This is a genomic window from Actinosynnema sp. NPDC059797 (genome assembly GCF_042732085.1).
Lineage (GTDB): Bacteria > Actinomycetota > Actinomycetes > Mycobacteriales > Pseudonocardiaceae > Actinosynnema.
Map to the genome: position 1 here is coordinate 1 of NZ_JBHWIE010000037.1, position 23,551 is coordinate 23,551.

Consider the following 23,551-nt stretch of genomic DNA (forward strand, 5'->3'; position numbering starts at 1 on the left):
TACCTCACCGGGGCGCCCACATATAACGGGGGCCGCCCCGCCCGGGGGGGTATCCGGGGGGGGGCGCCCGACCTAGCCGGACCTCACCCGACCTCGCCCGACCACACCTGCCCTCACCCGACCACACCTGCCCTGCCGACCCCTCCGGGCACCTCCCGCGGACCCTCACCACCCGTCCACCGGCAGCACCGGCTCCACCTCGTGCAGCGGGTTGGGCACCGTCCCCGCCCGGGGCACCGGCGGCCGGGCGGCCAGGTCCCGGTACCCCAGCGTGACCCGGTACCCGTTCAGCGGGTACCGCAGGAACTCGGCGCAGGTCAGCGACCCCTCCTCCATCCGACCCGCCACCTCGGGGAACCGCAGCCGGTAGGCCTCGACCTCCCCGCGCACCATCCCCCAGAACCTCGACTCCTCCAACGGGTACAGCGACGCCAGCGGCCGGAACACGCCCACCAGCAGCGCGTCCACGACGTACTGCCGCAGCACCGCCCAGGGCTTGCGCGGCAGCACCGGCGCGTCCGAGTCCGGGTCCAGCCCCCGCGCCGGCACCCGGTCCACCGACACGTTCACGTCGTCCACCAGGTCCAGCAGCGCCACCCGCACCGGCAACCCGGCGGCGTCGACCACGACCACCACGTTCTCCCCGTGCGGGTTGAAAGTGACCCCGTACGTGTACAAGAAGTGGACCAACGGCCGGAACAGCGCCCGCAGCAACGCCGCGAACCACACCGCCGGGTCCACCTCACCCACGTACTCCAGCACCAACGGCCGCCCGGAGCGGTCCACGTGCAGCAGGGCCGCCAGGGACCAGGCCCGCTCACCGTCACCCAGCGCCACCGGCTCGCGCCAGATGCACCCCAGCGTCTCCAACCACTGGTAGGGCACGTCACCCGCCCGTGACAGCTGCGGGTGCCGGACGGTCACCGAAGCGACCTCGCCCAGCAGCTGCGTCCCCCACGACCCGATGAGCCGGTCGGCCTGCCACAGCCCCCGCAGCCACTGCGTCACCACCGGCGCGTTCACCGTGCAGTGCGGCGGGATCCCCCGGTACACCGACGTGTTCAGCACCTTCAGCGGCAGCTTGACCTGGTACCGGCCGGGGGAGTCCACGTTGGACATGCTCCGCACCGACTGCGTCGGCAGGTACCAGTCCGGGGCCTCGCCCAGCTCCACGATCCGCCCCAGCGCCAGCTCCGGCGCCCACAGCACCCGCACCACGTGGTCGAGCTGCCACGGGTGCACGGGCAGCCACACGTACGCCGACGGCTCGACGCCCGCCTCCCGCAGCACCTCGGTGAACCGCTCGACCGTCTCCGCGCCCAGCTCGTGCCCCCGGACCGCCAGCTCCGACAGCTCCGGCGTGCCCCGGAACTCCGCCAGCCCACGGTGCACGGCCAGCCACGGCAGCCGCACGGGGGTCCGCGACTCCGGCGCGTGCCGGGCCACGTCGTCGGCGGAGAAGCCGACCCGCCCCTTGTTCGCGATCAGCCACGGGTGCCCGGTCAGGTGCCCGTCCAGCTCGGCCTGCGGCAGCGACGCCAGCTCCGCGACCGGCCGGGACGTCGCGGCCAGGTGCGCGTCCGCCGCCAGCGTCGAGGTCACCTCGGCCAGGAACCCGGCGGTCGTGGCCGGGTCCACCCCGAGGGACCGGAAGGCGTCCACCACGAACCGCTGCACGTCGTCGCACGGCTCGACCACGTCGTCGCCGAGGATGCCCGCCGCGCCGCGCCTGACCGAGCCCGGCGCGACCGCCCACCCGCCGAACGCCGTGCGCCGCGCCTCGAACGCGTACACCGCGTCGTCGAACCGCAGCTCGTACCCGCCGGCCCCCTCGGACGGCGTCAGCAGGCCCTCGAAGCACAGCTCGCCGATCGCCTTCGCCAGCAACGCCGCCGAGCACTCGCGCCACAGGTCAGTCAACGGTCTCTCCCGGTGCGGTGAAGCTCGTGTAAGCCGTGTGGCGGGGCAGCGGGTACACCTCGCGCCCGGCCACCGCGTTCAGGATCGTCGCGTTGCGCACCGCCCCGATGCCCAGGTCGGGCGCCGCCACGCCGTGGCTGTGCAGGTCCGCGTTGGCCACGAATACCCGCCCGCCGATCGCCGGGTCGAGCGCGATCGAGTGGTCCAGCGCCACCACGTACCGCCCCGCCCCGTCCCGCCGCACGAACGGCTCCAGCGGCGCCAGGAACGGCGTGGGCGCCTGCCGGTACCCGGTCGCCGCCACGACCACGTCCGTGACGTGCCGGAACGCCCGCCCGGTGTCCCGGTGCGCGCACTCCAGCACCACCTCGTCCCCTTCGACCGAGGCCGACACCACCGCCACCCCCGGCCGCAGCTCGACCGGCGCCAGGCCCCGCTCCCACTCCCGCCGGTACAGCAGGTCGTGCAGCTCCTCCAGGGTCTCCGAGGAGATCGCCCGGTAGTGCCGCCAGTGCTCGGCCCGCAGCGCGTCCCGCTTGTCCTGCGGCAGCGAGTGGAAGTGCCGCACGTACGCCGGCGTGGTCATCTCCAGCACCAGCTTGGTGTAGTCCAGCGGCGCGAACACGGGCGTGCGCGTCAGCCACGACACGGCGGGCCGGCCGGCGGACAGGTTGCGCCGCAGCAGGTCCAGCACCACCTCGGCCCCGGACTGCCCGGAACCCACCACGGTCACCCGTTCGGCGGACACGTCCCGGTGCAGGTAGTCCGAGCTGTGCACCAGCCGGTCGCCGAGGCCCGCCAGCGCCGGCGGCACGTGCGGCTCCGTCCCGACCCCGAGCACCAGGTGCCGCGCCTCCGCCGAGAACCCCGGCCCGGACACCGCGAACCGGTCGCCGGCCCACTCGACCGAGGTCACCGGGCTGGAGAACCGCACCGGCAGCCGCGCCGCCGCCCACCGCAGGTAGTCCTCGTACTCCCGCCGCGTCGGGTGGAACCTCTCCCGCACGTAGAACGGGTACAGCCGGTCGGCGTCGCGCAGGTAGTTCAGGAACGACAGCGGGTGGGCGGGGTCCACCAGCGTCACCAGGTCCGCCAGGAACGACACCTGGAGCAGCGCGTCCGGGAACATCATGCCGCTGTGCCAGCGCAGCTCCGGCCGCGCCTCCAGCACGACCACGTCCACGTCGGGCACGGTCGACGCCAGCGCGGCCAGCCCGAGGTTGAACGGCCCGCACCCGACGGCCACGACGTCGTGGGCGGTCATCGCGACCGCACCATCAGCAGCGCCACCTTGTCCGGCAGCAGCACCTCGCCGACCGGCGCGAACCCGCCCGCGGTGAACGAGCTGATCGCCCGCCGGTTGCGCACGTCCGGTTCCAGCAGCACCCGCGTGCACCGCGGGTCGGCCTCGAACAGCGCCTCGGTCAGCACCGGCAGCAGCGACCGCACCAGGCCCCGGTCGGTCATCGCCAGCTCGCCCACGGCGACGTGCAGGCCGATGTCGTGCGGCCGGGCCGGGTAGACGCCCGCCACCACGTCCCGCGCCGCCCGGTACACCTCCAGGTACATCACCGGGTCGCCGTCCAGGTCCACCAGCACGGGCAGCGAGTGCACGCCGCCCAGCTGGTTCCGCAGCTCCTCGGCCCACCGCTCGCGCGGCCACGCCTGGTGCCAGAACGCGGCCACGTGCGGGGCCTGCATCCAGCGGTGCACCAGGGACAGGTCGCGCCCGGGGTCGGCGGCCCGCGCCCGCCACCGGCCGGTCAGCACCGGCAGCGGCGGTCCGGGCACGCCCGACAGGTCGTCGGTCGTCCGGTAGGCGTCGAGGTGGGTCACCGGGCGCACCCGACCTCCCGCAGCGGGTTGGGCGCGTCGAAGTACACGGACTGCGCGTCCAACGGGGCCAGCACCTCGTCGATGCCACCCAGCCTGGTCAGCAGGTTCCCCTTGCACGGCAGCGCGTCGGCCTCCAGCCAGCGCCGCGCCAGCCGGTCGCCGTCCGGGCCGGCCTCGGCCAGCGCGGGCAGCGCGGACCTCAGCCGGGACGCCACCACGCCGAGCAGGTCCCGCTCGTCGGCCAGGCCCTCCGCGCCGAGGCACCCGATCACGGCCAGCGCCTGGTTGCGCAGCAGGTAGTAGGTCAGCCGGTCGTCCACGACCGCGTCGTCGACCACGGCCAGCGTCGACGTCCTCGCGCCCAGCCGCTCCAGCACGCGCGGCAGGTGGGACGAGGCCAGGTAGTAGCCCTGGTTGTCGCGGTACCGGCCGCCGACCACGCGCCCGGCCGGGTCGAGCCGGACCAGCGTGTTCTGCTGGTGCGCCTCCAGCCCGATGCCGGTCTCGGCGTACAGCCGCAGCATGGGCACCAGGACGTGGTCGGTGTAGGCGGCGACCCACTCGGCGGCGTTGAGCCGCAGCACCAGCTCGCCCAGCAGCGACCGGCCGATGCCGGGGCGCGGCGCGACCAGCCCGGCCAGGCACCGCGAGTCGCCGAGGTCCGCGGGCGACTCGCGCACGGCCACGTCCAGGCCGGTCACCTCGCCGCCCTCGTCCACCGCGATCCACGCCGGGTCGCGCACGATCGAGAACTCGGGGTGCGCCTTCTCCGTGCCGGCCGCGTACCCGGACTCCAGCAGCAGGTGGACCTCCGACCCGCGCCGCAGCTCGGTGGACGTCGACTCGCGCCGCGAGTTGGTGATCCGCAGGCCCAGTGACAGCTTCAGCATCACCGGCGCGCCGGTCCGGTACACCGTCCGCAGGCTGGACGTCGGCGACCACTCGGGCCCGAACTCGCCCAGCGGCTCCAGCAGCCCGCGCGAGACCAGCGAGGCGATCCGCGGCCGGCGCAGCAGGTCGTGGGCCTGCCACGGGTGCGCGGGCACCAGCACCCGCCCCGGCTCGGGGTTCCGCCCGGCCAGCTCGGCCATCAGCGTCACCGCGTCCGGGCCCGACACCGAGCCGTGCGAGACGACCCCCTCGGCGGCGGAGAACCAGAACAGCGGGAACGAGCCGCGCAGCTCGGGGGAGTAGCGGGCGTTGTCGGCGTCGGACAGCCCGTCGCGGCTCTTGGGCGCCGGGTGGTGCAGGTGCCCCAGCATGAGGCGCTGCTCGGCGTCCAGGAACCGGTCCGCGGGCCCCACCGGGAGCCGCCTGCGGTGCTCGATGAACCCGGCCACCCGCCGCACCGACTCGGCGGTCCGCTCCACCAGGTCGGCGGTGTCGCCGCCCAGCTGCGCGCCGGCCAGGGCGACCGCCACCACCGGGTCCGCGGGCTTCCCGGCCAGGGTCACGGGTCCGAACCGGTGCCGCCCGGTCGGCGAGTGGTAGCGGACCTCCGCCTCCAGCGGCAGCCCCAGCACGTCGACGCGCACCCGGTCGCCGACCGGCACGCCCAGCTCCCGCACCCAGCAGCGCAGCAGCGCCTCCAGGTGGGCGTGCTCGGCGGCCGACCTCGGGTCTCCGTCCAGCGGGTCAGCTCTCATGCCACTCCCTCCACCAGTCGTTCGGCCGCGGATCCGGCTTCGCGGACCAGGGCGAGCAGCGCCACGAGGTCCGATTCCCGGGCGTCGGGGTTGAGCAGGGTGAACTTGAGGCAGGTCGCCTTGTCGACCTCGGTGCGGCCGATCAGCGCCTCGCCCGCGCGCAGCAGCCGGCGGCGCAACCGCGCGTTGACCTCGTCCGACCGCGCCTCGTCCGCGGGCCGGTAGCGGAACACCACGGTCGTCAGCACCACCGCGCCGACCAGCTCGAACGCCGGGTCGGCGGCGATCAGCCGGGCGGCGTGGCGGGCCAGCTCGTGGCAGCGGTCCACCAGTGCGCCGAGACCGGCGCGACCTAACGCGAGCAGCGTCGCGGCCACCTTCACCGCGTCCGGCCGGCGCGTGGTCTGCAACGTGCGGCCGAGCGTGCCGTCGTAGCCCTCGGCCCGGTCGTCCTCGGGGTTGAGGTAGGCCACCGACCGCTCCAGCGGCGCGAACAGCGACCCGGAGCGCACCAGCAGCACGCTCGCCGCCGCGGGCTGCCAGCCGATCTTGTGCAGGTCCGCGGTCACGGAGTCGGCCAGCGCCAGGCCGTCGACCAGCCCGCGCAGCTTCGCGGAGAACACCGCGCCGAACCCGTAGGCGGCGTCCACGTGCAGCCACGCCCCGTGCGCGCGGGCGAGCCCGGCCAGCTCCGGCAGGGGGTCCACGGAGCCGAAGTCCGTGGTGCCGGCGGTCGCCACCACGGCCACCGGCGTGCCGCCCGCGCCGGTGATCGCGCGCAGCATCGAGGCCAGCGCGTCGGGCCGCATCCGCCGGTGGGCGTCCACGGACACCGGGCGCACCGCGCCCTCGCCGAGGCCGAGCGCCGCGCAGGCCCGCTGCACCGAGAAGTGCGCGACCTCCGAGCAGAACACCACCGGGTCGGGCAGCGCGGCCACGCCCTCGGACCGCGCGTCCACGCCGAGCCTGGCCGCCGCCGCGTCCCGGGCGAGCAGCAGCGCGGTGAGGTTGGACAGGGTGCCGCCGGGGGTGAACACGCCGTCGGCGTCCGCGCCCATCCCGGCCAGCCGGGCCAGCGCGGCCACCACCCAGCGCTCCACCGCGATGGCGGCGGGCCCGGAGTCGTAGGTGTCCAGGGAGGCGTTGGAGGCGCCGGCCAGCGCGTCCGCCGCGACGGCCACGGCCAGCGGCGGCGGTTGCAGGTGGGCGGCGGCCAGCGGGCTGGTCAGGTCCACCCCGTAGGCGGCCAGCACGCCGGCCACCCTGGCCAGCGCGGCGTCCGCGCCGATGCCGTGCTCCGGCACGTCGCCCAGCGCGCGCTCGGCCGCGGCCAGCACTTCGTGGGGTCCGCCCGCGGGTATCGGTCGTCCGGAGGGGCTGGGGGCGAACACGACACCTCCGAAGCTCGGCTAAGGCAAGCCTTACCTCATCTACTCCGCGTGGCCGTTGTCAAGCTCTTTGTGACGATCACTCCTGAATCCACGCTAGCCGCCCCTCCCACCCCCGGAGGCGGGGCCAAATGGGGGGTCTTGGACCGACCGTCCCACCAGGTGGCACGCCGCGCGCGCGGATCTCGTGCGGACCCGCCGGACCGGGCGCGGTAACCTTGGCCACCACTCCAGACAGGCAAGCCACCAGGAGGATCCGTGTCGCCAGGGCAGATCGCCGCGCTGGTCGCCGCCGGCGCGTTCGTGCTGCTGGTGCTGCTGCTGGCGATCCCGTTGATCAAGCTGGGCCGCACGCTGGACGAGGCGACGATCGCCATCCGCAAGGCGCACGAGAACAGCGACCCGCTCTTCACCGGCGCGAACACGACGATCTCGCACGTGAACACGCAGCTGGAGCGGGTGGACGGGATCACCGCCAACGCCCGCGCGGTCACCGGCAACGTCTCCGCGCTGACCTCGCTGTTCACCGCCACGCTCGGCGGTCCGCTGGTCAAGGCCGCCGCGCTGTCCTACGGGGTGAGCAAGGCCATCCGGGCGCGCCGCGCGGCCGGTGAGGCGCCCAAGAAGCACGCACGACGCAGGGGCAGGCGATGAGGCGGTTGTTCTGGTTCGGGCTCGGCATCGCCGCGGGTGTGTTCGCCACCCGCAAGGCGGGCCAGGCCGCGCACTCCGCCACGCCCGCGGGCATCGGCGAGAACGTCGGGCAGGGCCTGCGCGAGCTGGCGGGCGCCCTCGGCTCCTTCGGCGCCGACGTGCGCGCCGGCATGTCCGAGCGCGAGCAGGAGTTGCAGGACACCGTGGAGCGGCAGACGGGCTTCACGCCGGGGCGGCGAGCGCGCAGGGCGGACGACTGAGAGGCCGGTCGTCCGCCTCACCGCGCCCCGACCCCACCCTTCGCGAAGGAAAGACCGTGCAGACCCACGAGATCATCAAGCGCTTCCGCGAGCACTTCGAGAGCGCCGGCCACACCGTCGTGCCCAGCGCCTCCCTGCTGCTCGACGACCCCAACCTGCTGTTCGTCAACGCCGGCATGGTGCCGTTCAAGCCCTACTTCCTGGGCGAGGCCCCGCCGCCGTACCGGCGTGCCACCAGCGTGCAGAAGTGCGTGCGCACCCCGGACATCGACGAGGTCGGCAAGACCACCCGCCACCTGACGTTCTTCCAGATGGCCGGCAACTTCAGCTTCGGCGACTACTTCAAGGAAGACGCCATCCGGCTCGCCTGGGAGCTGGTCACCCGGTCCACGGGCGACGGCGGCTACGGCTTCGACCCCGAGCGCATCTGGGTGACCGTCTACCAGGACGACGACGAGGCCGCCGACCTGTGGCAGAAGGTCGCCGGCCTGCCGCCCGAGCGCATCCAGCGCCGCGGCGTCGAGGACAACTTCTGGTCCATGGGCGTGCCCGGCCCGTGCGGCCCCTGCTCGGAGATCTACTACGACCGCGGCCCCCAGTACGGCGCCGAGGGCGGCCCGGTCGTCGACGAGGACCGGTACCTGGAGATCTGGAACCTCGTCTTCATGCAGAACGAGCGCGGCGAGGGCGGGGCCAAGAAGGACTACCCGATCCTCGGCGAGCTGCCCGCCAAGAACATCGACACCGGCATGGGCGTCGAGCGGGTGGCCATGCTGCTCCAGGGCGTGGACAACGTCTACGAGACCGACCTCGTGCGCGCCGTCATCGCCAAGGCCGAGGAGCTGTCCGGCCGCAAGTACGGCGACGACGAGACCGACGACGTGCGGTTCCGCGTCATCGCCGACCACGCCCGCTCCGGCGTGCTGCTGGTCGGCGACGGCGTCACCCCCGGCAACGAGGCCCGCGGCTACGTGCTGCGCCGCCTGCTGCGCCGCATCGTGCGCTCCTCCCGCCTGCTCGGCGTCCGGGAGCCGGTGCTGGTGCGGTTCGCCGAGCTGGTGCGCGACACCATGGGCCCCACCTACCCCGAGCTGGTCAGCGGCTTCGCCCGCATCGAGCAGGTGCTCAAGGCCGAGGAGGACGCCTTCCTCCGCACCCTCGACGCCGGCTCGCGGATCTTCGAGAGCGCCGCGGGCGCCGTGAAGGCCGAGGGCCGCGCCACCCTGCCGGGTGACAAGGCGTTCCAGCTCCACGACACCTACGGCTTCCCGATCGACCTCACCCTGGAGATGGCCGCCGAGGCCGGCCTGTCCGTGGACGAGGACGGCTTCCGCAAGCTGATGGCCGAGCAGCGCGCCCGCGCCAAGGCCGACGCCGCCGGCAAGAAGACCGGCCACGGCGACCAGACCGTGTACCGGGAGCTGCTGGAGCTGGGCGCCACCGAGTTCACCGGCTACACCGAGCTGGCCAGCGAGGCCACGCTGCGCGGCATCATCAGCGGCGGCAAGCGGGTGAGGTCGGCCCGCGAGGGCGACCTCGTCGAGGTCGTGCTCGACCGCACCCCCCTCTACGCCGAGTCCGGCGGCCAGGAGAGCGACGCGGGCACCATCGTCACCGCCAACGCCGAGCTGGAGGTCGTCGACGTCCAGAAGGTCGCCCGCAAGCTGTGGGTGCACCAGGTGCGCGTGGTCAGCGGCGAGGTCGCCGAGGGCGAGCACGTCGAGGCCCGCGTCGACCCGGAGTGGCGCGTCGGCGCGCGCCAGGGCCACTCCGGCACGCACGTCGTGCACGCCGCCCTGCGCCAGGTGCTCGGCCCGTCGGCCCTGCAGAGCGGCTCCTACAACAAGCCCGGCTACCTGCGCCTGGACTTCGCCTGGACCGGCGGCCTGTCCGAGGAGACCCGCAGCGAGATCGAAGAGGTCTCCAACCTGGCCGTCCGCAAGGACCTGCCGGTGCGCGTCGTCTACACCGACATGGGCGGCGCCCAGGAGATGGGCGCGGTCGCCCTGTTCGGCGAGACCTACGACGAGACCGTGCGCGTGGTCGAGATCGGCGGGCCGTGGTCGCGCGAGCTGTGCGGTGGCACGCACGTCGAGCACTCGTCCCAGATCGGCCCGATCACGGTGATCGGCGAGTCGTCCGTGGGCTCCGGCGTGCGCCGCCTGGAGGCCTACGTCGGCATCGAGGCGTTCAAGTACCTGGCCAAGGAGCGGGCCCTGGTGCAGAACGTCGCCGCCATGCTGAAGGTGCCCGACGCCGAGGTGCCCGCCCGGGTCGAGGCCCTGGTGGAGCGGCTGCGCGCGGCCGAGAAGGAGCTGGAGCGGGTGCGGGCCGCCCAGCTGCTGTCCTCCGCCGGGTCGCTCGCCGAGCAGGCCCTGGACGTGCGCGGGGTGTCCGTGGTCGCGCTGGCCCTGCCCGAGGGCACGGCGGGCGGCGACGTGCGGGCGCTGGCCGGCGAGGTGCGCAACCGGCTCGGCAGCAAGCCGGGCGTGGTCGGCCTGTTCGCCCCGGACGGCGACAAGGTCAGCTTCGTGGTGGCCACCACGTCCGCGGCCCGCGACCTGGGCCTGGCCGCCGGCAAGCTGGTGCCCGCGTTCGCCCCGGCCGTGGGCGGTCGCGGCGGCGGCAAGCCCGACCTCGCCCAGGGCGGCGGCACGAACCCCGCCGGCGTCCCCGAGGCCCTCACGGCCCTGCGGGCCGAGGTGGACCGCGCCCTTGAGCAGCGCTGACCGCCCCGGCGTCGACGACCCCGGCCTCGGTCGGAGGCTGGGCGTCGACGTCGGCGCGGTGCGCGTGGGGGTGGCGCTGAGCGACCCGAGCGCGTTCCTGGCCACTCCGCTGGTCACCCTGTCGCGGGACGAGAAGACCGGCCGGGACCTCGCTGACCTGGTCGGACTCGTCGCCGAGCACGACGTGGTCGAGGTCGTGGTCGGGTTGCCGCGCACGCTGGCCGGGAAGCACGGGCCGGCGGCCGAGAAGGCGACGGCGTACGCTGCGGCGTTGGCCGAGCGCGTCGCCCCGGTGCCGGTGCGGCTCACCGACGAGCGGTTGACCACCGTCACGGCGAGCCGGGTGCTGGCCGAACGCGGTGTGCGAGGCAAGAAGCAACGCGCTGTCGTGGACCAGGCTGCCGCTGTGGAGATCCTCCAGTCCTGGCTGGACGCGCGGGCTCGACACGTGGCCCGCTCCGCCGAGGAGCGTGCCCCCGGACCGAAGGACGGCTCGTGAACGACGACCTCGGGTTGTTCACCGATCCCGAAGCGCAGCAGGACCAGCGGCGGCGGCCCCGGCGCAGGAGCGGCGGCGAGGCCGCGGCGGCGGCGCGGCGGGCCAAGCGCAGGCGCAAGCGCACGATCCTGTGGGTCGTGGTCGCGCTGGTGCTCGCCGGCGGTGGCGCGGGCGCGTACTACGGGTACCGGACGCTGAGCGGCATCGGCTCCTACGACGACTACGCCGGCACCGGCGAGGCCGACGTGGTGATCGAGGTCAAGGACGGGGACCTGGTCTCCTCCATCGCCGCCACGCTCAAGGCGCAGGACGTCGTGGCGAGCCAGCGGGCGTTCACCGAGGCGGGCGCCGACGACGCGCGGGTCACGGGCATCCAGCCGGGCTTCTACCTGATGAAGACCAAGATGTCCGGCGAGGCCGCGGTCGCGCGGATCCTGGAGAAGGCGGCGAAGATCACGCCGCTGGAGGTCCGGGGCGGCTACGTGCTGCACGACCTCACCGCGCTGGACGGCTCGACCACCAAGGGCATCATGTCGCGGCTGTCCGACGCCTCGTGCGTGGAGCTGGACGGCGCCAGGAAGTGCGTGACGGTGGACCAGTTGCGCGAGGCGGCGGAGAACGCCGACCCGGCCGCGCTGGGCGTGCCCGAGTGGGCGGCCGCGTTCGTGGCGGCCGCGCCGAAGGAGAACCGGCTCGAAGGGCTCATCCTGCCCGGCCTGTACCACCTCGACCCGGGCGCGGACGCGATCGGGCTGCTCAAGAGCGTGATCACCACGTCGCTGAACCGCCTCCAGGGCTTCGGCATCCCCGTCGGCTCCGAGAAGACCGGGTTCCGGCCGTACGAGGTGCTGGTGGTGGCCTCGCTGGTGGAGAAGGAAGGCGTGACCCAGGACTTCGGCAAGGTCGCCCGGGTCATCTACAACCGGCTCGCCGACGGCCAGCTCCTCGAACTCGACTCCACGGTCAACTACAAGCTGGACCGGCCGCACATCACCACCAGCCCCGAGGACCGCGCCCGCTCCGGCCCGTACAACACCTACAACGCGGAGACGAAGGGCCTGCCGCCGACGCCGATCGGCTCGCCGAGCGAGAAGGCCGTGCAGGCGGCCATCAGCCCCGAGGACGGCGCCTGGCGGTACTTCGTGAAGTGCGAGAAGGACGGCAAGTCGTGCTTCAACGAGAGCTTCGACGAGCACCTCGCGGACGTGGCGGACGCCCAGGCGAGGGGTGTTTTCTGACGTGGCGCGCCGTGCCGCGGTCATCGGCTCGCCGGTGGCCCACTCGCTGTCGCCCGTGCTGCACGGCGCCGCGTTCCAGGCGCTGGGGCTGACCGGCTGGACCTACGCGCGGATCGAGTGCGAGGCGTCCGCCGTGCCCGACCTGGTCGCCGGGCTGGACGAGTCGTGGGCGGGCCTGTCGGTGACCATGCCGAACAAGCGCGCCGCCCTGGCCGTGGCGTCCTCGGCCACGTCCCGGGCCGCGCTGGTGGGCGCGGCGAACACGCTGGTGCCGGCGGACGGCGGCTGGCGGGCGGACTGCACGGACGTGGACGGGGTGCTGGGCGCGCTGAGCGCGGCGTGCGGCTTCACCTCCGGCACGCGCGCGGTGCTGCTGGGCGCGGGCGGCACCGCCACGGCGGCGCTGGTGGCGCTGGCCTCGGTCGGCGTCCGCTCGGTGGCGCTGGTGGTGCGCTCGGTGTCGCGGGCCGCCGAGGCGGAGGAGTGCGCCGCCCGCCTGGGGCTGGCGCTGGAGCCGGTCGTGTGGGACGAGGCCGACTTCGCCGACCTGGCCGCGACCTGCGACGTGCTGGTCAGCACCGTGCCGCCGGCGGCGACCGGACCGATCGCGGACGCGCTGGCCGGCGCGCCGTGCGTGCTCGACGTGATCTACCACCCGTGGCCGACGCCGCTGGCGCTGGCCGTGCGGGCGCGGGGGCGGTCCCTGGCGACGGGGCTGGACATGCTGCTGCACCAGGCGTTCGGGCAGGTGGAGCAGTTCACCGGGCTGCCCGCGCCGCGCGAGGAGATGCGCCGGGCGCTGAGCGCGGCGACGGGCGACCAGTTGCCCCTGCCGATCTGAGCAGGTCGGGTCAGTCGACCCGAGCCGCGCCCAGGTCGGCCAGGATCGCGTCCACGGTCTCGTCCGGGGTCTGGTCGGAGGTGTCCAGCCACAGGCCCAGGCGCGGGGTGCCGGCCCGCAGGCCGCGGTCCAGGTCCTCGACGGTCCACGCGCCGTACCCGGTCTTGGGCCGCGCGGCCTCGCGCAGCGCCACGACCTCCGGCGACGGCGCCAGGACGACCACGTAGCGGGGCCGGGTGCGCACCGCGTCGACGAACGCGCGCAGGTGCTCCCCGAGGACCACGTCCTGCACCACGGCGGTCCAGCCCGCGCGGGCGTACTCGTCGGCGACGGTGGTGGCCAGCCGGTACCGCAGCCGCAGCTGGGCCTCCGCCTCGTCGGCGGCGTCGGGGGTCATGTCCGCCCGCCCGGAGACGATCATCCGGCGGAACGCGTCGCCGCGGACGTGCGCGGCGCGCGGCAGCCGTTCGGCCAGGCGTTGGGCCACCGTCGACTTGCCGGCCGCCATGATGCCGGTTACGACCACGACCGCCGAGCCCGGTTCGCCGCTCACCGGGCCATCCAAGCACCGGGGGCCCGCTCACGGGTGAGCGGGCCCCCGGTGTGACCTGGGATCAGGCCTCGTCGAGATCGGTGGCGATGATGTCCGCGATGGCCTCCAGCGCGGCGTCCGCGCCGTCGCCGTCGGCGGCCAGCACGACCTCGTCGCCGTGCATCGCGCCGAGCGTCATCAGGCCCAGCACGCTCGCCGCCTCGACCGGTTGGCCGCCGTCCTTGCGGATGGTGACCTTGACCGGCTGACCGGCAGCCGCCTTGGCCAGCACCGCGGCCGGGCGCGCGTGCAGTCCGACCTTGCTCGCCACGGTGACCCGTCGCTCAGGCACTTTCGGTCCTCTCCTCCTCGGCCCGCGCGGCACGCCGCCGGGCACCCTTCCCGTCCTCGGGCTCGACCGCGCTCGCGTCGGCCTCCGGGTCCTCGTCCTCGTCGCGGCCGGGGGTCTTCAGGTTCCACTTGGTGATCACGAAGCGGAACAGGAAGTAGTAGATCACCGCGTAGACCAGGCCGAGCACGATGATCAGCAGCGGCTTCTCGGCGATGTTGAAGTTCAGCGCGTAGTCGATCGCGCCGGCGGAGAAGCCGAACCCGTCGCGGATGCCCAGCGCGTTGCTGATGGCCATCGAGGTGCCGGTGAGCACGGCGTGGATCACGTACAGCGGCCACGCCACGAACATGAACGCGAACTCCAGCGGCTCGGTGACGCCGGTGATGAACGCGGTCAGCGCGGCCGAACCCATGATGCCGCCGATGATCTTGCGCTGCGCCGGGCGCGCGGTGTGCACGATGGCCAGCGCCGCCGCCGGGAGGGCGAACATGAAGATCGGGAAGAAGCCGGTCTGGAACGTGCCCGCGGTCGGGTCGCCCGCGAAGAAGCGCGGGATGTCGCCGGTCTTGCCCTCGTACTCGCCGAACACCTGCCACAGGAACGTGTTGGGGATGTGGTGCAGGCCCAGCGGGACCAGCAGGCGGTTGACCGTGCCGTAGATGCCCGCGCCGATGATCGTGCTGCCCGTGATCGCCTCGCTGACGTTGGTCAGGCCGGCGTCGAACCAGGGGTAGACCAGGCCCATGACCACGGCGACCGGGATCATCACCGCGGCGACCAGGATCGGCACGAACCGCCGACCGCCGAAGAAGGCCAGGTAGGTGGGCAGCTTGATGCGGTGGTAGCGCTGCCACAGCACCGCGGTGATCAGGCCGACCACGAGACCGGTCAGCACCGAGTAGTTGATCACCTCGGGATCGCCGTTCGGCTTCGTCTGCCCATCGAGCACCAGGGGCGACATGGCCTCGAACACGGCCGTGGTCACCACGAAGCCGATCACGGAGGCCAGCGCCGTCGACCCGTCGCCGCGCCGGGCGAAGCCGATCGCCACGCCGACCGCGAACAGCAGCGGCAGGTTGGCGAACAGCGCGTTGCCCGCGCCGCCGATGACGCTCGCGACGGCGTTCCAGCCCAGGCCGTCCTTGCCGAGCAGGTCGTCCTGCCCGAGCCGCAGCAGCAGGGCGGCGGCGGGCAGGGCGGCGATCGGCAGCATGAGGCTGCGGCCGAAGCGCTGGAGGGCGGCCAGGCCCTTGATCTCCCGACCGCCGGTCGCCTGTGGGGCGCTGGCGCTCATGGGTTACCTCCTTGTGGCGGAGTGGTGCGGGCCGGATCCCGGGTCGGTCCGGTCCAACTGCATGGTCACCTGGTAGAGATCGCCCCGGTACCAGGACGTCATGTCCTCGACCGGCCTGCCCTGCGCGGAGCTCACGCGCCGGAAGACCAGCAGCGGTGAGCCCGCGCGCACGTCCAGCAGCTTCGCGGTCGCGGGGTCGGCGGCCTCGGCCCAGACGGTCTGCCCGGCGTGGTCGAGCTGGACCCCGTAGGTGTCGGCGATGAGGGTGTAGAGCGAGGTGGTCAGGTCGTGCCGGTCGAGGCCGGGCACGACCCGGGGGCTGTACCAGCCGCGTTCGACGGCCAGCGGCACGCCGTCGGCGCGACGCAGCCTGACCAGCCGGTACGCCGGTTCGCGCGGCCCGAGGTCGAGCGCGCCGGCCACCGCGGGCGGCGGCGGCTCCTCGGCGCAGGACACCACCTCGGTCGCGGGGGCCAGGCCGCGCCGACGCATGTCGTCGGTGAACGACTCCAGGTAGAGCTGGACGTCCATGCGGCGCCGGGCGGTGAACGTGCCGCGGCCCTTCGCCCTGGTCAGCAGCCCTTCGGCGACGAGCTGGCCGACCGCGGCGCGGACCGTGATGCGGGAGACCCCGTACCGCTGGGCGAGGTCGCGCTCGGAGGGGATGGGCGAGCCGGGCGGCAGCTCCTGCTCCGCCATCCGCCGCAGGATGTCGCGGAGCTGGGCGTGCTTGGGCTTGGGCCCGTCAACGATCTCCGCGCCGCCCACGACACCTCCCCGCGCTCGCTTCAGCAGACCCGGATTGGTACTTTCCGGTCTAGACCAGTTGGTGCGGGGAGGATGCTCCGCGCGCCGACCGGGTGTCAACCGCCGTTACGGGACCGTGCCCGAGCGGTGGCACCCTCGGGCCAGGTGTCGAGAGAGGACTTCAAGTGGCGGACGACAAGGCGGAGCGGATCCTCGCCGCGCTCGGCGGTGCGGACAACATCGTGGAGATCGAACCCTGCATCACGCGCCTGCGCTGCGAGCTGGAGGACGGCTCGCTGGTGGACGAGAAGGCCCTGAAGGGCCTGGGCGCGCACGGCGTGATGCGGTCGGGCAACGTGGTGCAGGTCGTCGTCGGCCCCGAGGCCGACACCATCGCGAGCGACATCGAGGACCTGCTGTGACGCTGCGCGTGACGAGCCCGGTCAGCGGCCGCGTGGTGCCGCTGACCGAGGTGCCCGACCCGGTCTTCGCGGAGGCCATGGTGGGTCCGGGGGTGGCGGTCGAGCCCGAGCGGGGCGGCGCCGACGTGGTGTCCCCGGTGGACGGGACGGTGGTGACGCTGCACCCGCACGCGTTCGTCGTGGCCACCGAGGACGGTGCGGCGGTGCTCGTGCACCTCGGGATCGACACGGTCAAGCGCCAGGGCGAGGGCTTCACGCTGCACGTGGTCAAGGGCGAGTCCGTGCGGGCCGGCCAGCCCGTGGTGACCTGGGACCCGGCAGAGGTGGAGGCGGCGGGTTTCGCGCCGATCTGCCCGGTGATCGCGCTGGACGCGGCGCCGGAGGTGCTGCTCGACCAGGCATCCGGCCCGGTGGCGGCGGGGGACGTGCTGTTCTCCTGGCGGCGCTGAACCCCTGGCGGCGCTGACCCCGGCGGCGCTGATTCCCGTTCGGCGCTGACTTCCGTTCGGCGCTGACTTCCCCGCGGCGTCGTCCCCGGCGGCGGCGGCCGTTGCTCGACGGGAGGGCGGGTGAATGGACCATTCACCCGCACCCTTCGTTGCCCCGCACCGCCCCCGCCGCGACGCTGGACGCATGGCCCTCTCCACGTCCGCGCCGCTCTCGTCGGCGCTCCTCGCCTCCGTCCCGTCCGACCACCCCTCCTCTCTCCTCCCCTCGGGACTGGCCTCGTCGTCCGGTTTCTGCGCCGGCGCGCTGGGAGCCCTCGTCCTCCGCTCCGCACCGAGGGGAGCGGAGGTCCGCCCGCTGTGGTGCGCCGTGCCCACGGCCGCGCTGTGGTGGCTGAGCGCGCTGCTCGTCCCGCCCCGGTGGCTGCCACTGGCGTTGCTGGTGGCGTGGCTGGGCGTGGTGCTGTCGGCAGTGGACTTCCGGCACCGGCGGCTGCCCGACGTCGTGACGCTGCCCGCCTACCCCCTGGTGGGCCTGGCGCTGTGGTGGGCGGGGGCCGACCTGTGGCGCGCGGCGGCGGGCGCGGCGCTGTTCCTCGGGTTCCACCTGGGCGTGCGGCTGCTCGCGCCGTCCGCGATGGGCGGCGGTGACGTGAAGCTGGCGGGTCCGGTGGGCGCGGTGCTGGCGTCGGTGTCCTGGTGGGCGTTACCGGTCGGCGCGGTGGTGGCGAGCGCGGTGACCCTCGCCGTGGCCGCCGTGCGCCGAACGGGCGGTGCGCCCCACGGTCCGGGCCTGCTGGTCGCGGCGTGGCTGGCGGTGCTGTCGACCGGCTGACCCCGTCGCGGTGGCAGCCGCGGCCCGTGCCCGGCCGACCTCGTTGGACGGTCCTCAAAGGTCTGGACATCACAGGTCTGGACATTCGCGCTGGTCAGCGCCGCGCCCCCGCGCGCCCGCCGGCCGCGCGGCGTCCACTTGACGGGACGTCCGAGGCAGCCGCCGGCCCGCGGCCCCGATCCACCCCCTCCCGTTCACGCTGTGAAAAGATTCCCCGCGTGCTGCGTTGGATGACTGCTGGGGAATCCCACGGGCCCGCCCTCGTCGCCGTGCTGGAAGGCATGGTCGCCGGGGTCGAGGTCACGACCGCCGACCTGACCGCCCAACTGGAGCGGCGTCGCCTCGGGTTCGGGCGGAGCCCCCGCATGGGCTTCGAGGCCGACGAGGTCGACATCCTGGGTGGGGTGCGCCACGGCCTGACCCAGGGCGGTCCGATCGCGGTCCGCATCGGCAACACCGAGTGGCCGAAGTGGCAGAAGGTGATGTCCGCCGACCCGGTCGACCCGGGCGAGCTGAAGCCCACCGGCCGCAACGAGGCCCTGACCCGGCCGCGCCCGGGCCACGCCGACCTGCCCGGGATGCAGAAGTTCGGCTTCGACGAGGCCCGGCCGGTCCTCGAACGCGCCAGCGCCCGCGAGACCGCCGCCCGCACCGCGCTGGGCACGGTCGCCCGGCACTTCCTCAAGCAGGTCTTCGACGTCGACGTGATCAGCCACGTGGTGTCGATCGGCAAGGCCAAGACCCCGGCCGACGCCGAGGTGCCCGGTCCCGGCGACCTCGCCGCGATCGACGCCAGCCCGGTCCGGGCCTTCGACCAGCGCGGCACCGACGCCATGGTCGCCGAGGTGGAGGCCGTCAAGGAGGCCGGTGACACGGTCGGCGGCGTCATCGAGGTCATCGCCTACGGCCTGCCGCCCGGCCTCGGCTCGCACGTCCACTGGGACCGCAGGCTCGACGCCCGGCTGGCCGGCGCGCTGATGGGCGTGCAGGCGATGAAGGGCGTGGAGGTCGGCGACGGCTTCACCACCGCCGAGCGGTGGGGCAGCGAGGCCCACGACGAGATCGACCGCGGCACCGGGCCGAAGGGCGTCACCCGGCGCAGCAACCGGGCCGGCGGCCTGGAGGGCGGCATCACCAACGGCGAGCCGCTGCGCGTGCGCGTGGCCATGAAGCCGATCTCGACCGTCCCGCGCGCCCTGTCGACCGTGGACGTCCGCACCGGCGAGCCTGCCGTGGCGATCCACCAGCGCTCGGACGTGTGCGCGGTGCCGCGCGCGGGCGTGGTGCTGGAGTCGGTGGTGGCGCTGGTGCTGGCGGAGGCGGCGCTGGAGAAGTTCGGCGGCGACTCGATCACCGAGACCAAGCGCAACGTCGCCTCCTACCTGGAGGCCCTGGAAGCCCGCTGGGAGGGGCTGTGAGCCCGAGGTTCGTCGTCCTGGGCCCGCCCGGCGCGGGCAAGACGACGATCGGCGGGCTGCTCGCCGAGCGCACCGGGCTGACCTTCCGCGACACCGACGAGGACGTCGTGGCGAGCGCGGGCAAGCCGATCTCGGACATCTTCACCACCGACGGCGAGCCCGCGTTCCGCGCGCTGGAGGAACGGGCCGTCGCCGAAGCCCTGGAGACCCACGACGGCGTGCTGGCGCTGGGCGGGGGAGCGGTGCTGTCCGCCACGACCAGGCAGCGCCTGGCCGACCACACCGTGGTCTTCCTCAACGTCGGCATGGCCGAGGGCGTGCGGCGCACGGGCCTGTCCAGCGCCCGCCCCCTGCTGGCCGGCGTGAACCCGCGCGCCACGTTCAAGGCCCTGCTCGACGCCCGCCTGCCGCTGTACCGGGAGGTCGCCACCGTCGAGGTGGCAACCGACGACCTCACCCCGGAGCAGGTGGTCGACACCGTGCTCGACCGGTGCGGTTGACCGCCGCGCGGGCCCTGGCACACCGCACCGCGGCCCAGGGCCCGCACGGCGACACCCGACCCCGAGCGACGAGGCCCGACCACCCGGCCGCCAAACCCCGCTCACTGGGAACCGGACCACGCACGCCGGTGGCCGGACCACGCACGCCGGCGACCCGGTCTCGGGTGCCGGTGGCCCGGCCTGTTGCGACGGTGGTCCGGCCTGGCGTGACGGTGGCCCGTCCCCGCGTGCCGGCGGCGCGGCCTCGCCCGGCGGCACGCGTCGAGCGGCCGCGCGGTGGCCTCCCGCGCGGAGGGCCGGCCGGAGGTCGGGGGCGTGGTGCGGCGACGTGCTCGGAGCGGTCGTGGTCGAATGGTGGACGACGGAGGGAGTGGTGATGGGCGAGCCGGTGCGGATCCGCGTGGCCGCGGAACGACCGTACGACGTGGTGGTGGGCCGTGGCCTGCTCGGTGACCTGGTCGAACTCGTGCGAGGCACGGCCAAGGCGGCGATCGTCCACACGCCCACGCTGGCCGCGACCGCCGAGGCGATCCGCGACGAGCTGATCTCCGCCGGGGTCGACGCGCACCGCGTCGAGATCCCGGACGCCGAGGACGGCAAGGAGCTGCGCGTCGCCGGCTACTGCTGGGACGTGTTCGGCCACATCGGGCTGGGCAGGCAGGACGTGGTGATCGGCCTCGGCGGCGGCGCCGTGACCGACCTCGCCGGGTTCGTCGCCTCCACCTGGATGCGCGGCGTGCGGCTGGTCCACGTGCCGACCACGCTGCTGGGCATGGTCGACGCCGCGGTCGGCGGCAAGACCGGCATCAACACCGACGCGGGCAAGAACCTGGTCGGCACGTTCTACGAGCCCACCGCCGTGCTGGTCGACCTGGCCACGCTGGAGACGCTGCCCCCCAACGAGCTGGTCGCGGGCATGGCCGAGGTGGTCAAGGGCGGTTTCATCGCCGACCCGGCGATCCTCGACCTGATCGAGGCCGACCCCGCCGCCGCGCTCGACCCCGCGGGCGACGTGATCGAGGAGCTGGTCCGCCGCAAGATCCAGGTCAAGGCGGACGTGGTGTCCACCGACCTGCGCGAGTCCGACCTGCGCGAGATCCTGAACTACGGCCACACGCTGGGCCACGCCATCGAGCGCCGCGAGCGCTACCGCTGGCGCCACGGCGCGGCGATCAGCGTCGGCCTCGTGTTCGCCGCCGAACTGGCCCGCCTGGCCGGCCGCCTGGACGACGCGACCGCCGACCGCCACCGCGCGATCCTGACCTCCCTGGGCCTGCCGACCGGCTACGACCCGGACGCGCTGCCCCAGCTGATGGACGGCATGCGCTCGGACAAGAAGAACAGGTCCGGCGTGCTGCGGTTCGTGGTCCTGGACGGGCTGGCCAAGCCGGGCCGCCTGGAGGGCCCGGACCCGTCGCTGATCGCGGCGGCCTACTCGGCCGTGGCGGGTGAGCCGAAGAGCGGGGGCAGCGTCCTGCTGTGACGCGAGTCCCTTCGCGAGGGGACTACGAGGACGCCACGTCCGCGGACGTGACCTCGCCCAGGGCGCGCACCCCGGCCGCGTCCAGCTCGCGCCACACGCGCTGGTCCCGCAGGGTGCCGACGACGGCCACGGTCAGGACGACCGCGGTGAGCGGGGTCCAGACGAGGCCGGTCACCACGACGCCCGTCCTGTCCTCGTCGGGGACGTAGCCGCTGACACCGGCAGCAGGACCAGGGGGCCGGCGCGCAGCACCACGCCGGTCACCCGGGGTGCGGCAACGTCCTCGGAGCCGCATTCGTAGCCCCATTCGGGTGACACTCGAACAAGTGAGGCGATCTCTACACTGAACGGTGCCGGGCGCCGCGCGTCCACCGGCGCACCGACCACCCGCAGAAGTGGAGACCAAGCCCCGCATGCCCAGGTCCGCACGGGGAGCGGCGAGGCTCCTCGGGTTCTCGCTGGTCGCCGCTTCCCTGGCGGCCTGCGCCCCGAGCGCCGCCGACCCCGCACCCGGAACCACCACGAGCAGCGCCGCGCCGGAGCCGTCCACCTCGGTCGTCAGCTCACCGGCGCCCCCACCGGAACCCGTGGCGCTCGCCACCGATCGCGGGCGGCGCAGCGGAGGCGTGGTCGCGGTGGGCGGCGGGGACTCGGCCTACAACTACGCGCCCACGCTGGTGGTCGAGGGCGGCAAGTACCGCATGTGGTGGTGCAGCCAGCTCGGCGTGGCCCAGCCGGCGGGCGACGACGTGCTCTACGCGGAGGCGCGCTCGGCGGATGGCCCGTTCACCGCGCCCGGCGGCAGCCCCGCCACGCCCGTGCTGTCCGGCAGCGGCTCCGGCTTCGACGCCATGCACACCTGCGACCCGTCGGTGATCAGGGTCGACGGCGTCTACTACCTGTACTACACCGCCGCCGAGCGCGACAACGTGGACAACGGCAGCGCCGTCGGCGTCGCGGTCAGCCCCGACGGCCTGACCTGGACGCGGCGGGGCGACGGCCCCATCATCACCCCGTCCGGCGAGGTGATCAGGGACAACGTCTACGGCGCCGGCCAGGTGTCGGCGCTGTGGCTCGACGGCTGGGTCTACCTGATGTTCACCGACACCACGGGCGCGGCGGCCGGCTGGAACGGCGCGGGCCAGTTCGTGCTGCGGTCCCAGGACCCGACGTTCGCCACCGGCGTGCAGGCGCTCGGCCCCGACGGCTTCGGGAACGTGCCCGACACGCGCTCGCGCACCCGCTCGATCGTCGACGCGTTCAGCGCCGACTGGATGTACGCGGACGCGCTCCAGGCCTTCGTCATCGCCCACTCCACCGACCGGGGCACCACCCTGACCACCTGGAACCGCGACTTCACCGCCAACCCGCACCCGCCGGTGCACATCCCGGGCCCGTGGCAGGAGGGCCCCGGCCTGGTCCGGACCCCCACCGGGCACGCGCCCACCTCGCCGGAGGACCCGTGCGGCCGGGTGCCGGTGGACGTGGTGCGCGCGACGGTCAAGGGCGAGTCGGGCGCGCCGACCGACCTGGCCCGCTTCGGCCTGGACCTGGCCGGCGTCCCCGGCTGCGCCACCGAGGCGGCGGCCCGCGTCCTCCACGGCTTCGCGGTGCCGTCCCCCGAGAACACCGTCGACCTGGTGCTGAACGGCGAGGTGGTCCGCGTCGAGCGCCGCTCGGTGGCCGACCGCCTGGCCACCCGGGTGTTGGACCGGCGTCCGCCCGTGGTGGACCGGCTGGAGGTCGCCGAGCACGTCCCGGCCGGCGTGCCCGCCGTGCGCGCGCCGGACGGGCAGGTCGGCCTGCTGCTGGAGGGCGACCGGCTGTGGGTGGTCGGCGACGCCGAGGTGGCCGCGCTGAACTCGTCCCCGGTCACCGACGTGGCGCAGAGGACCTGGGAGGCCTACGAGAAGGCGGGCGGCCGGCGCCGCTGACCGCACCGCCACCGCGGCGGACCCCGCGCGACCGACCCCCTACCGGGTCCGCGGCCGACCACCGACCGGCCCTCCGACCGAGCCCTGTCCGACCGACGCGCCCCCGGCCGCCACCCCCTTGCCCGCTACCCCTCCGCCGGAGCCCCTCCTTCCCGAGCCCCGTCCGGCTGCGGCACCCTGCTCCCGACCACGACCCCCACCCCGGCCGTCGCCATCACCACCAGCGCCGTGAACGCCGCGCCGCCGGTCAGCGCCGACCCCAGCGCCTCCACCCCGGTCTGGTCGACCAGCGACCGCCCGACCACCCCGACGACCCCGGCCACCGGCCCGGCCGCCAAGCCGGCCAGGAACCACACCATCCCGGGCCCCCGCATCCCGCGCCACGCGTCCAGCGCGCCCCACAGCCCGCCGACGACCACGAGCAGCGCCAGCGCGATGTACCGGGTCGACGAGGCGGCGCCGGGGCTGTGCACGCCCACCGCCGCGACACCGGTCTGCACCGCGCCGTGGAGCAACCCCAGGGTGAACCCGCGAACCGGCCACGTGCGCATAACTCCACCCTATGTGTCCGCCACGT

The 23,551-nt window shown here is 74.3% G+C and carries 24 protein-coding genes; 13 read left to right on the forward strand and 11 right to left on the reverse strand.

Annotation, left to right across the window (positions count from 1 at the left end; genetic code table 11):
- Positions 1–165 precede the first annotated feature (165 nt).
- Genes ACFV4N_RS12915 through ACFV4N_RS12935 form a run of 5 tightly spaced genes read right to left on the reverse strand, consistent with a single transcriptional unit; the run spans position 166 to position 6,793 of the window.
- A complete protein-coding gene (locus ACFV4N_RS12915; RefSeq protein WP_499672689.1) occupies positions 166–1,920 on the reverse strand; it encodes an IucA/IucC family protein in 1,755 nt (584 codons plus the stop codon).
- Positions 1,913–3,184, reverse strand: coding sequence for a lysine N(6)-hydroxylase/L-ornithine N(5)-oxygenase family protein (locus ACFV4N_RS12920; protein WP_499672690.1), 1,272 nt, complete (start codon positions 3,182–3,184; stop codon positions 1,913–1,915). Before ACFV4N_RS12920 ends, ACFV4N_RS12915 begins: the two co-directional genes overlap by 8 nt.
- Positions 3,181–3,765: a GNAT family N-acetyltransferase gene (locus ACFV4N_RS12925; RefSeq protein ID WP_499672691.1), complete on the reverse strand. Its 585-nt coding sequence runs from the start codon at positions 3,763–3,765 to the stop codon at positions 3,181–3,183. The genes ACFV4N_RS12920 and ACFV4N_RS12925 overlap by 4 nt, the downstream gene beginning before the upstream one ends.
- On the reverse strand, positions 3,753–5,402 hold the full coding sequence (locus ACFV4N_RS12930; protein ID WP_499672692.1) for an IucA/IucC family protein: 1,650 nt from the start codon (positions 5,400–5,402) through the stop codon (positions 3,753–3,755). Before ACFV4N_RS12930 ends, ACFV4N_RS12925 begins: the two co-directional genes overlap by 13 nt.
- Complete coding sequence (locus ACFV4N_RS12935; RefSeq protein ID WP_499672693.1) at positions 5,399–6,793, reverse strand: pyridoxal phosphate-dependent decarboxylase family protein; 1,395 nt, start codon at positions 6,791–6,793, stop codon at positions 5,399–5,401. Before ACFV4N_RS12935 ends, ACFV4N_RS12930 begins: the two co-directional genes overlap by 4 nt.
- Before the next feature lie 255 nt (positions 6,794–7,048).
- Between ACFV4N_RS12935 and ACFV4N_RS12940 the strand changes: the two genes are divergently transcribed.
- Genes ACFV4N_RS12940 through ACFV4N_RS12965 form a run of 6 tightly spaced genes read left to right on the forward strand, consistent with a single transcriptional unit; the run spans position 7,049 to position 13,011 of the window.
- Positions 7,049–7,444, forward strand: a complete 396-nt coding sequence (locus tag ACFV4N_RS12940) for a DUF948 domain-containing protein (RefSeq protein WP_499672694.1) — start codon at positions 7,049–7,051, stop codon at positions 7,442–7,444.
- A complete protein-coding gene (locus ACFV4N_RS12945) occupies positions 7,441–7,704 on the forward strand; it encodes a hypothetical protein (RefSeq protein WP_499672695.1) in 264 nt (87 codons plus the stop codon). Before ACFV4N_RS12940 ends, ACFV4N_RS12945 begins: the two co-directional genes overlap by 4 nt.
- A gap of 56 nt (positions 7,705–7,760) precedes the next feature.
- Complete coding sequence (gene alaS / locus ACFV4N_RS12950; RefSeq protein ID WP_499672696.1) at positions 7,761–10,433, forward strand: alanine--tRNA ligase; 2,673 nt, start codon at positions 7,761–7,763, stop codon at positions 10,431–10,433.
- Positions 10,420–10,932, forward strand: coding sequence for a Holliday junction resolvase RuvX (gene ruvX, locus ACFV4N_RS12955; RefSeq protein ID WP_499672697.1), 513 nt, complete (start codon positions 10,420–10,422; stop codon positions 10,930–10,932). Before alaS ends, ruvX begins: the two co-directional genes overlap by 14 nt.
- Positions 10,929–12,170 carry an endolytic transglycosylase MltG gene (mltG, locus tag ACFV4N_RS12960; protein ID WP_499672698.1) on the forward strand — a complete coding sequence of 414 codons (1,242 nt, stop codon included), beginning with the start codon at positions 10,929–10,931 and terminating at the stop codon, positions 12,168–12,170. The genes ruvX and mltG overlap by 4 nt, the downstream gene beginning before the upstream one ends.
- Before the next feature lies 1 nt (position 12,171).
- A complete protein-coding gene (locus ACFV4N_RS12965) occupies positions 12,172–13,011 on the forward strand; it encodes a shikimate dehydrogenase (RefSeq protein WP_499672699.1) in 840 nt (279 codons plus the stop codon).
- 10 nt (positions 13,012–13,021) lie between these two features.
- Here ACFV4N_RS12965 and ACFV4N_RS12970 read toward each other — a convergent pair whose 3' ends face one another.
- The 4 genes from ACFV4N_RS12970 to ACFV4N_RS12985 form a co-directional block, all read right to left on the reverse strand.
- Positions 13,022–13,564, reverse strand: a complete 543-nt coding sequence (locus ACFV4N_RS12970; RefSeq protein ID WP_499672700.1) for an AAA family ATPase — start codon at positions 13,562–13,564, stop codon at positions 13,022–13,024.
- A gap of 61 nt (positions 13,565–13,625) precedes the next feature.
- Entirely contained in the window at positions 13,626–13,895 is a 270-nt protein-coding gene (locus tag ACFV4N_RS12975) for an HPr family phosphocarrier protein (protein ID WP_499672701.1), read from the reverse strand.
- Complete coding sequence (locus tag ACFV4N_RS12980) at positions 13,888–15,189, reverse strand: PTS transporter subunit EIIC (protein WP_499672702.1); 1,302 nt, start codon at positions 15,187–15,189, stop codon at positions 13,888–13,890. The genes ACFV4N_RS12975 and ACFV4N_RS12980 overlap by 8 nt, the downstream gene beginning before the upstream one ends.
- Before the next feature lie 3 nt (positions 15,190–15,192).
- Complete coding sequence (locus ACFV4N_RS12985; protein ID WP_499672703.1) at positions 15,193–15,957, reverse strand: GntR family transcriptional regulator; 765 nt, start codon at positions 15,955–15,957, stop codon at positions 15,193–15,195.
- 164 nt (positions 15,958–16,121) lie between these two features.
- On the opposite strand from ACFV4N_RS12985, the gene ACFV4N_RS12990 reads away from it, so the two are divergent.
- The 6 genes from ACFV4N_RS12990 (at position 16,122) to aroB (ending at position 21,040) form a co-directional block, all read left to right on the forward strand.
- Positions 16,122–16,358 carry a PTS sugar transporter subunit IIB gene (locus ACFV4N_RS12990; protein WP_053721653.1) on the forward strand — a complete coding sequence of 79 codons (237 nt, stop codon included), beginning with the start codon at positions 16,122–16,124 and terminating at the stop codon, positions 16,356–16,358.
- Positions 16,355–16,807, forward strand: coding sequence for a PTS sugar transporter subunit IIA (locus tag ACFV4N_RS12995; RefSeq protein WP_499672704.1), 453 nt, complete (start codon positions 16,355–16,357; stop codon positions 16,805–16,807). Before ACFV4N_RS12990 ends, ACFV4N_RS12995 begins: the two co-directional genes overlap by 4 nt.
- Positions 16,808–16,991: 184 nt before the next feature.
- Positions 16,992–17,639: a prepilin peptidase gene (locus tag ACFV4N_RS13000; protein ID WP_499672705.1), complete on the forward strand. Its 648-nt coding sequence runs from the start codon at positions 16,992–16,994 to the stop codon at positions 17,637–17,639.
- Positions 17,640–17,857: 218 nt separating this feature from the next.
- Positions 17,858–19,057 carry a chorismate synthase gene (gene aroC, locus ACFV4N_RS13005; RefSeq protein ID WP_499672706.1) on the forward strand — a complete coding sequence of 400 codons (1,200 nt, stop codon included), beginning with the start codon at positions 17,858–17,860 and terminating at the stop codon, positions 19,055–19,057.
- The gene (locus ACFV4N_RS13010) at positions 19,054–19,557 is read left to right on the forward strand and encodes a shikimate kinase (protein WP_499672707.1); all 504 of its coding nucleotides are present in this window, start codon (positions 19,054–19,056) and stop codon (positions 19,555–19,557) included. Before aroC ends, ACFV4N_RS13010 begins: the two co-directional genes overlap by 4 nt.
- Before the next feature lie 376 nt (positions 19,558–19,933).
- Positions 19,934–21,040 (forward strand): 3-dehydroquinate synthase, encoded by a 1,107-nt coding sequence (gene aroB / locus ACFV4N_RS13015; RefSeq protein ID WP_499672708.1) that lies wholly within the window; start codon positions 19,934–19,936, stop codon positions 21,038–21,040.
- Positions 21,041–21,062: 22 nt separating this feature from the next.
- On the opposite strand, the gene ACFV4N_RS13020 is transcribed toward aroB, so the two are convergent.
- Positions 21,063–21,215, reverse strand: a complete 153-nt coding sequence (locus ACFV4N_RS13020) for a hypothetical protein (protein ID WP_499672709.1) — start codon at positions 21,213–21,215, stop codon at positions 21,063–21,065.
- Between the two features lie 238 nt (positions 21,216–21,453).
- Here ACFV4N_RS13020 and ACFV4N_RS13025 point away from each other — a divergent pair, with 238 nt between their 5' ends.
- A complete protein-coding gene (locus ACFV4N_RS13025) occupies positions 21,454–22,974 on the forward strand; it encodes a beta-xylosidase (protein ID WP_499672710.1) in 1,521 nt (506 codons plus the stop codon).
- Between the two features lie 125 nt (positions 22,975–23,099).
- On the opposite strand, the gene ACFV4N_RS13030 is transcribed toward ACFV4N_RS13025, so the two are convergent.
- Entirely contained in the window at positions 23,100–23,525 is a 426-nt protein-coding gene (locus ACFV4N_RS13030) for a hypothetical protein (protein WP_499672711.1), read from the reverse strand.
- Positions 23,526–23,551: the final 26 nt, after the last annotated feature.

Excerpts from the sequence above, each read along its gene's own strand:
- ACFV4N_RS12920 (WP_499672690.1), bottom strand. The coding sequence starts at position 3,184 with ATGACCGCCCACGACGTCGTGGCCGTCGGGTGCGGGCCGTTCAACCTC.
- ACFV4N_RS12930 (WP_499672692.1), bottom strand. The coding sequence starts at position 5,402 with ATGAGAGCTGACCCGCTGGACGGAGACCCGAGGTCGGCCGCCGAGCAC.
- ACFV4N_RS12945 (WP_499672695.1), top strand. The coding sequence starts at position 7,441 with ATGAGGCGGTTGTTCTGGTTCGGGCTCGGCATCGCCGCGGGTGTGTTC.
- ACFV4N_RS12980 (WP_499672702.1), bottom strand. The coding sequence starts at position 15,189 with ATGAGCGCCAGCGCCCCACAGGCGACCGGCGGTCGGGAGATCAAGGGC.
- ACFV4N_RS13000 (WP_499672705.1), top strand. The coding sequence starts at position 16,992 with ATGGCCCTCTCCACGTCCGCGCCGCTCTCGTCGGCGCTCCTCGCCTCC.
- aroB (WP_499672708.1), top strand. The coding sequence starts at position 19,934 with ATGGGCGAGCCGGTGCGGATCCGCGTGGCCGCGGAACGACCGTACGAC.
- ACFV4N_RS13025 (WP_499672710.1), top strand. The coding sequence starts at position 21,454 with ATGCCCAGGTCCGCACGGGGAGCGGCGAGGCTCCTCGGGTTCTCGCTG.
- ACFV4N_RS13030 (WP_499672711.1), bottom strand. The coding sequence starts at position 23,525 with ATGCGCACGTGGCCGGTTCGCGGGTTCACCCTGGGGTTGCTCCACGGC.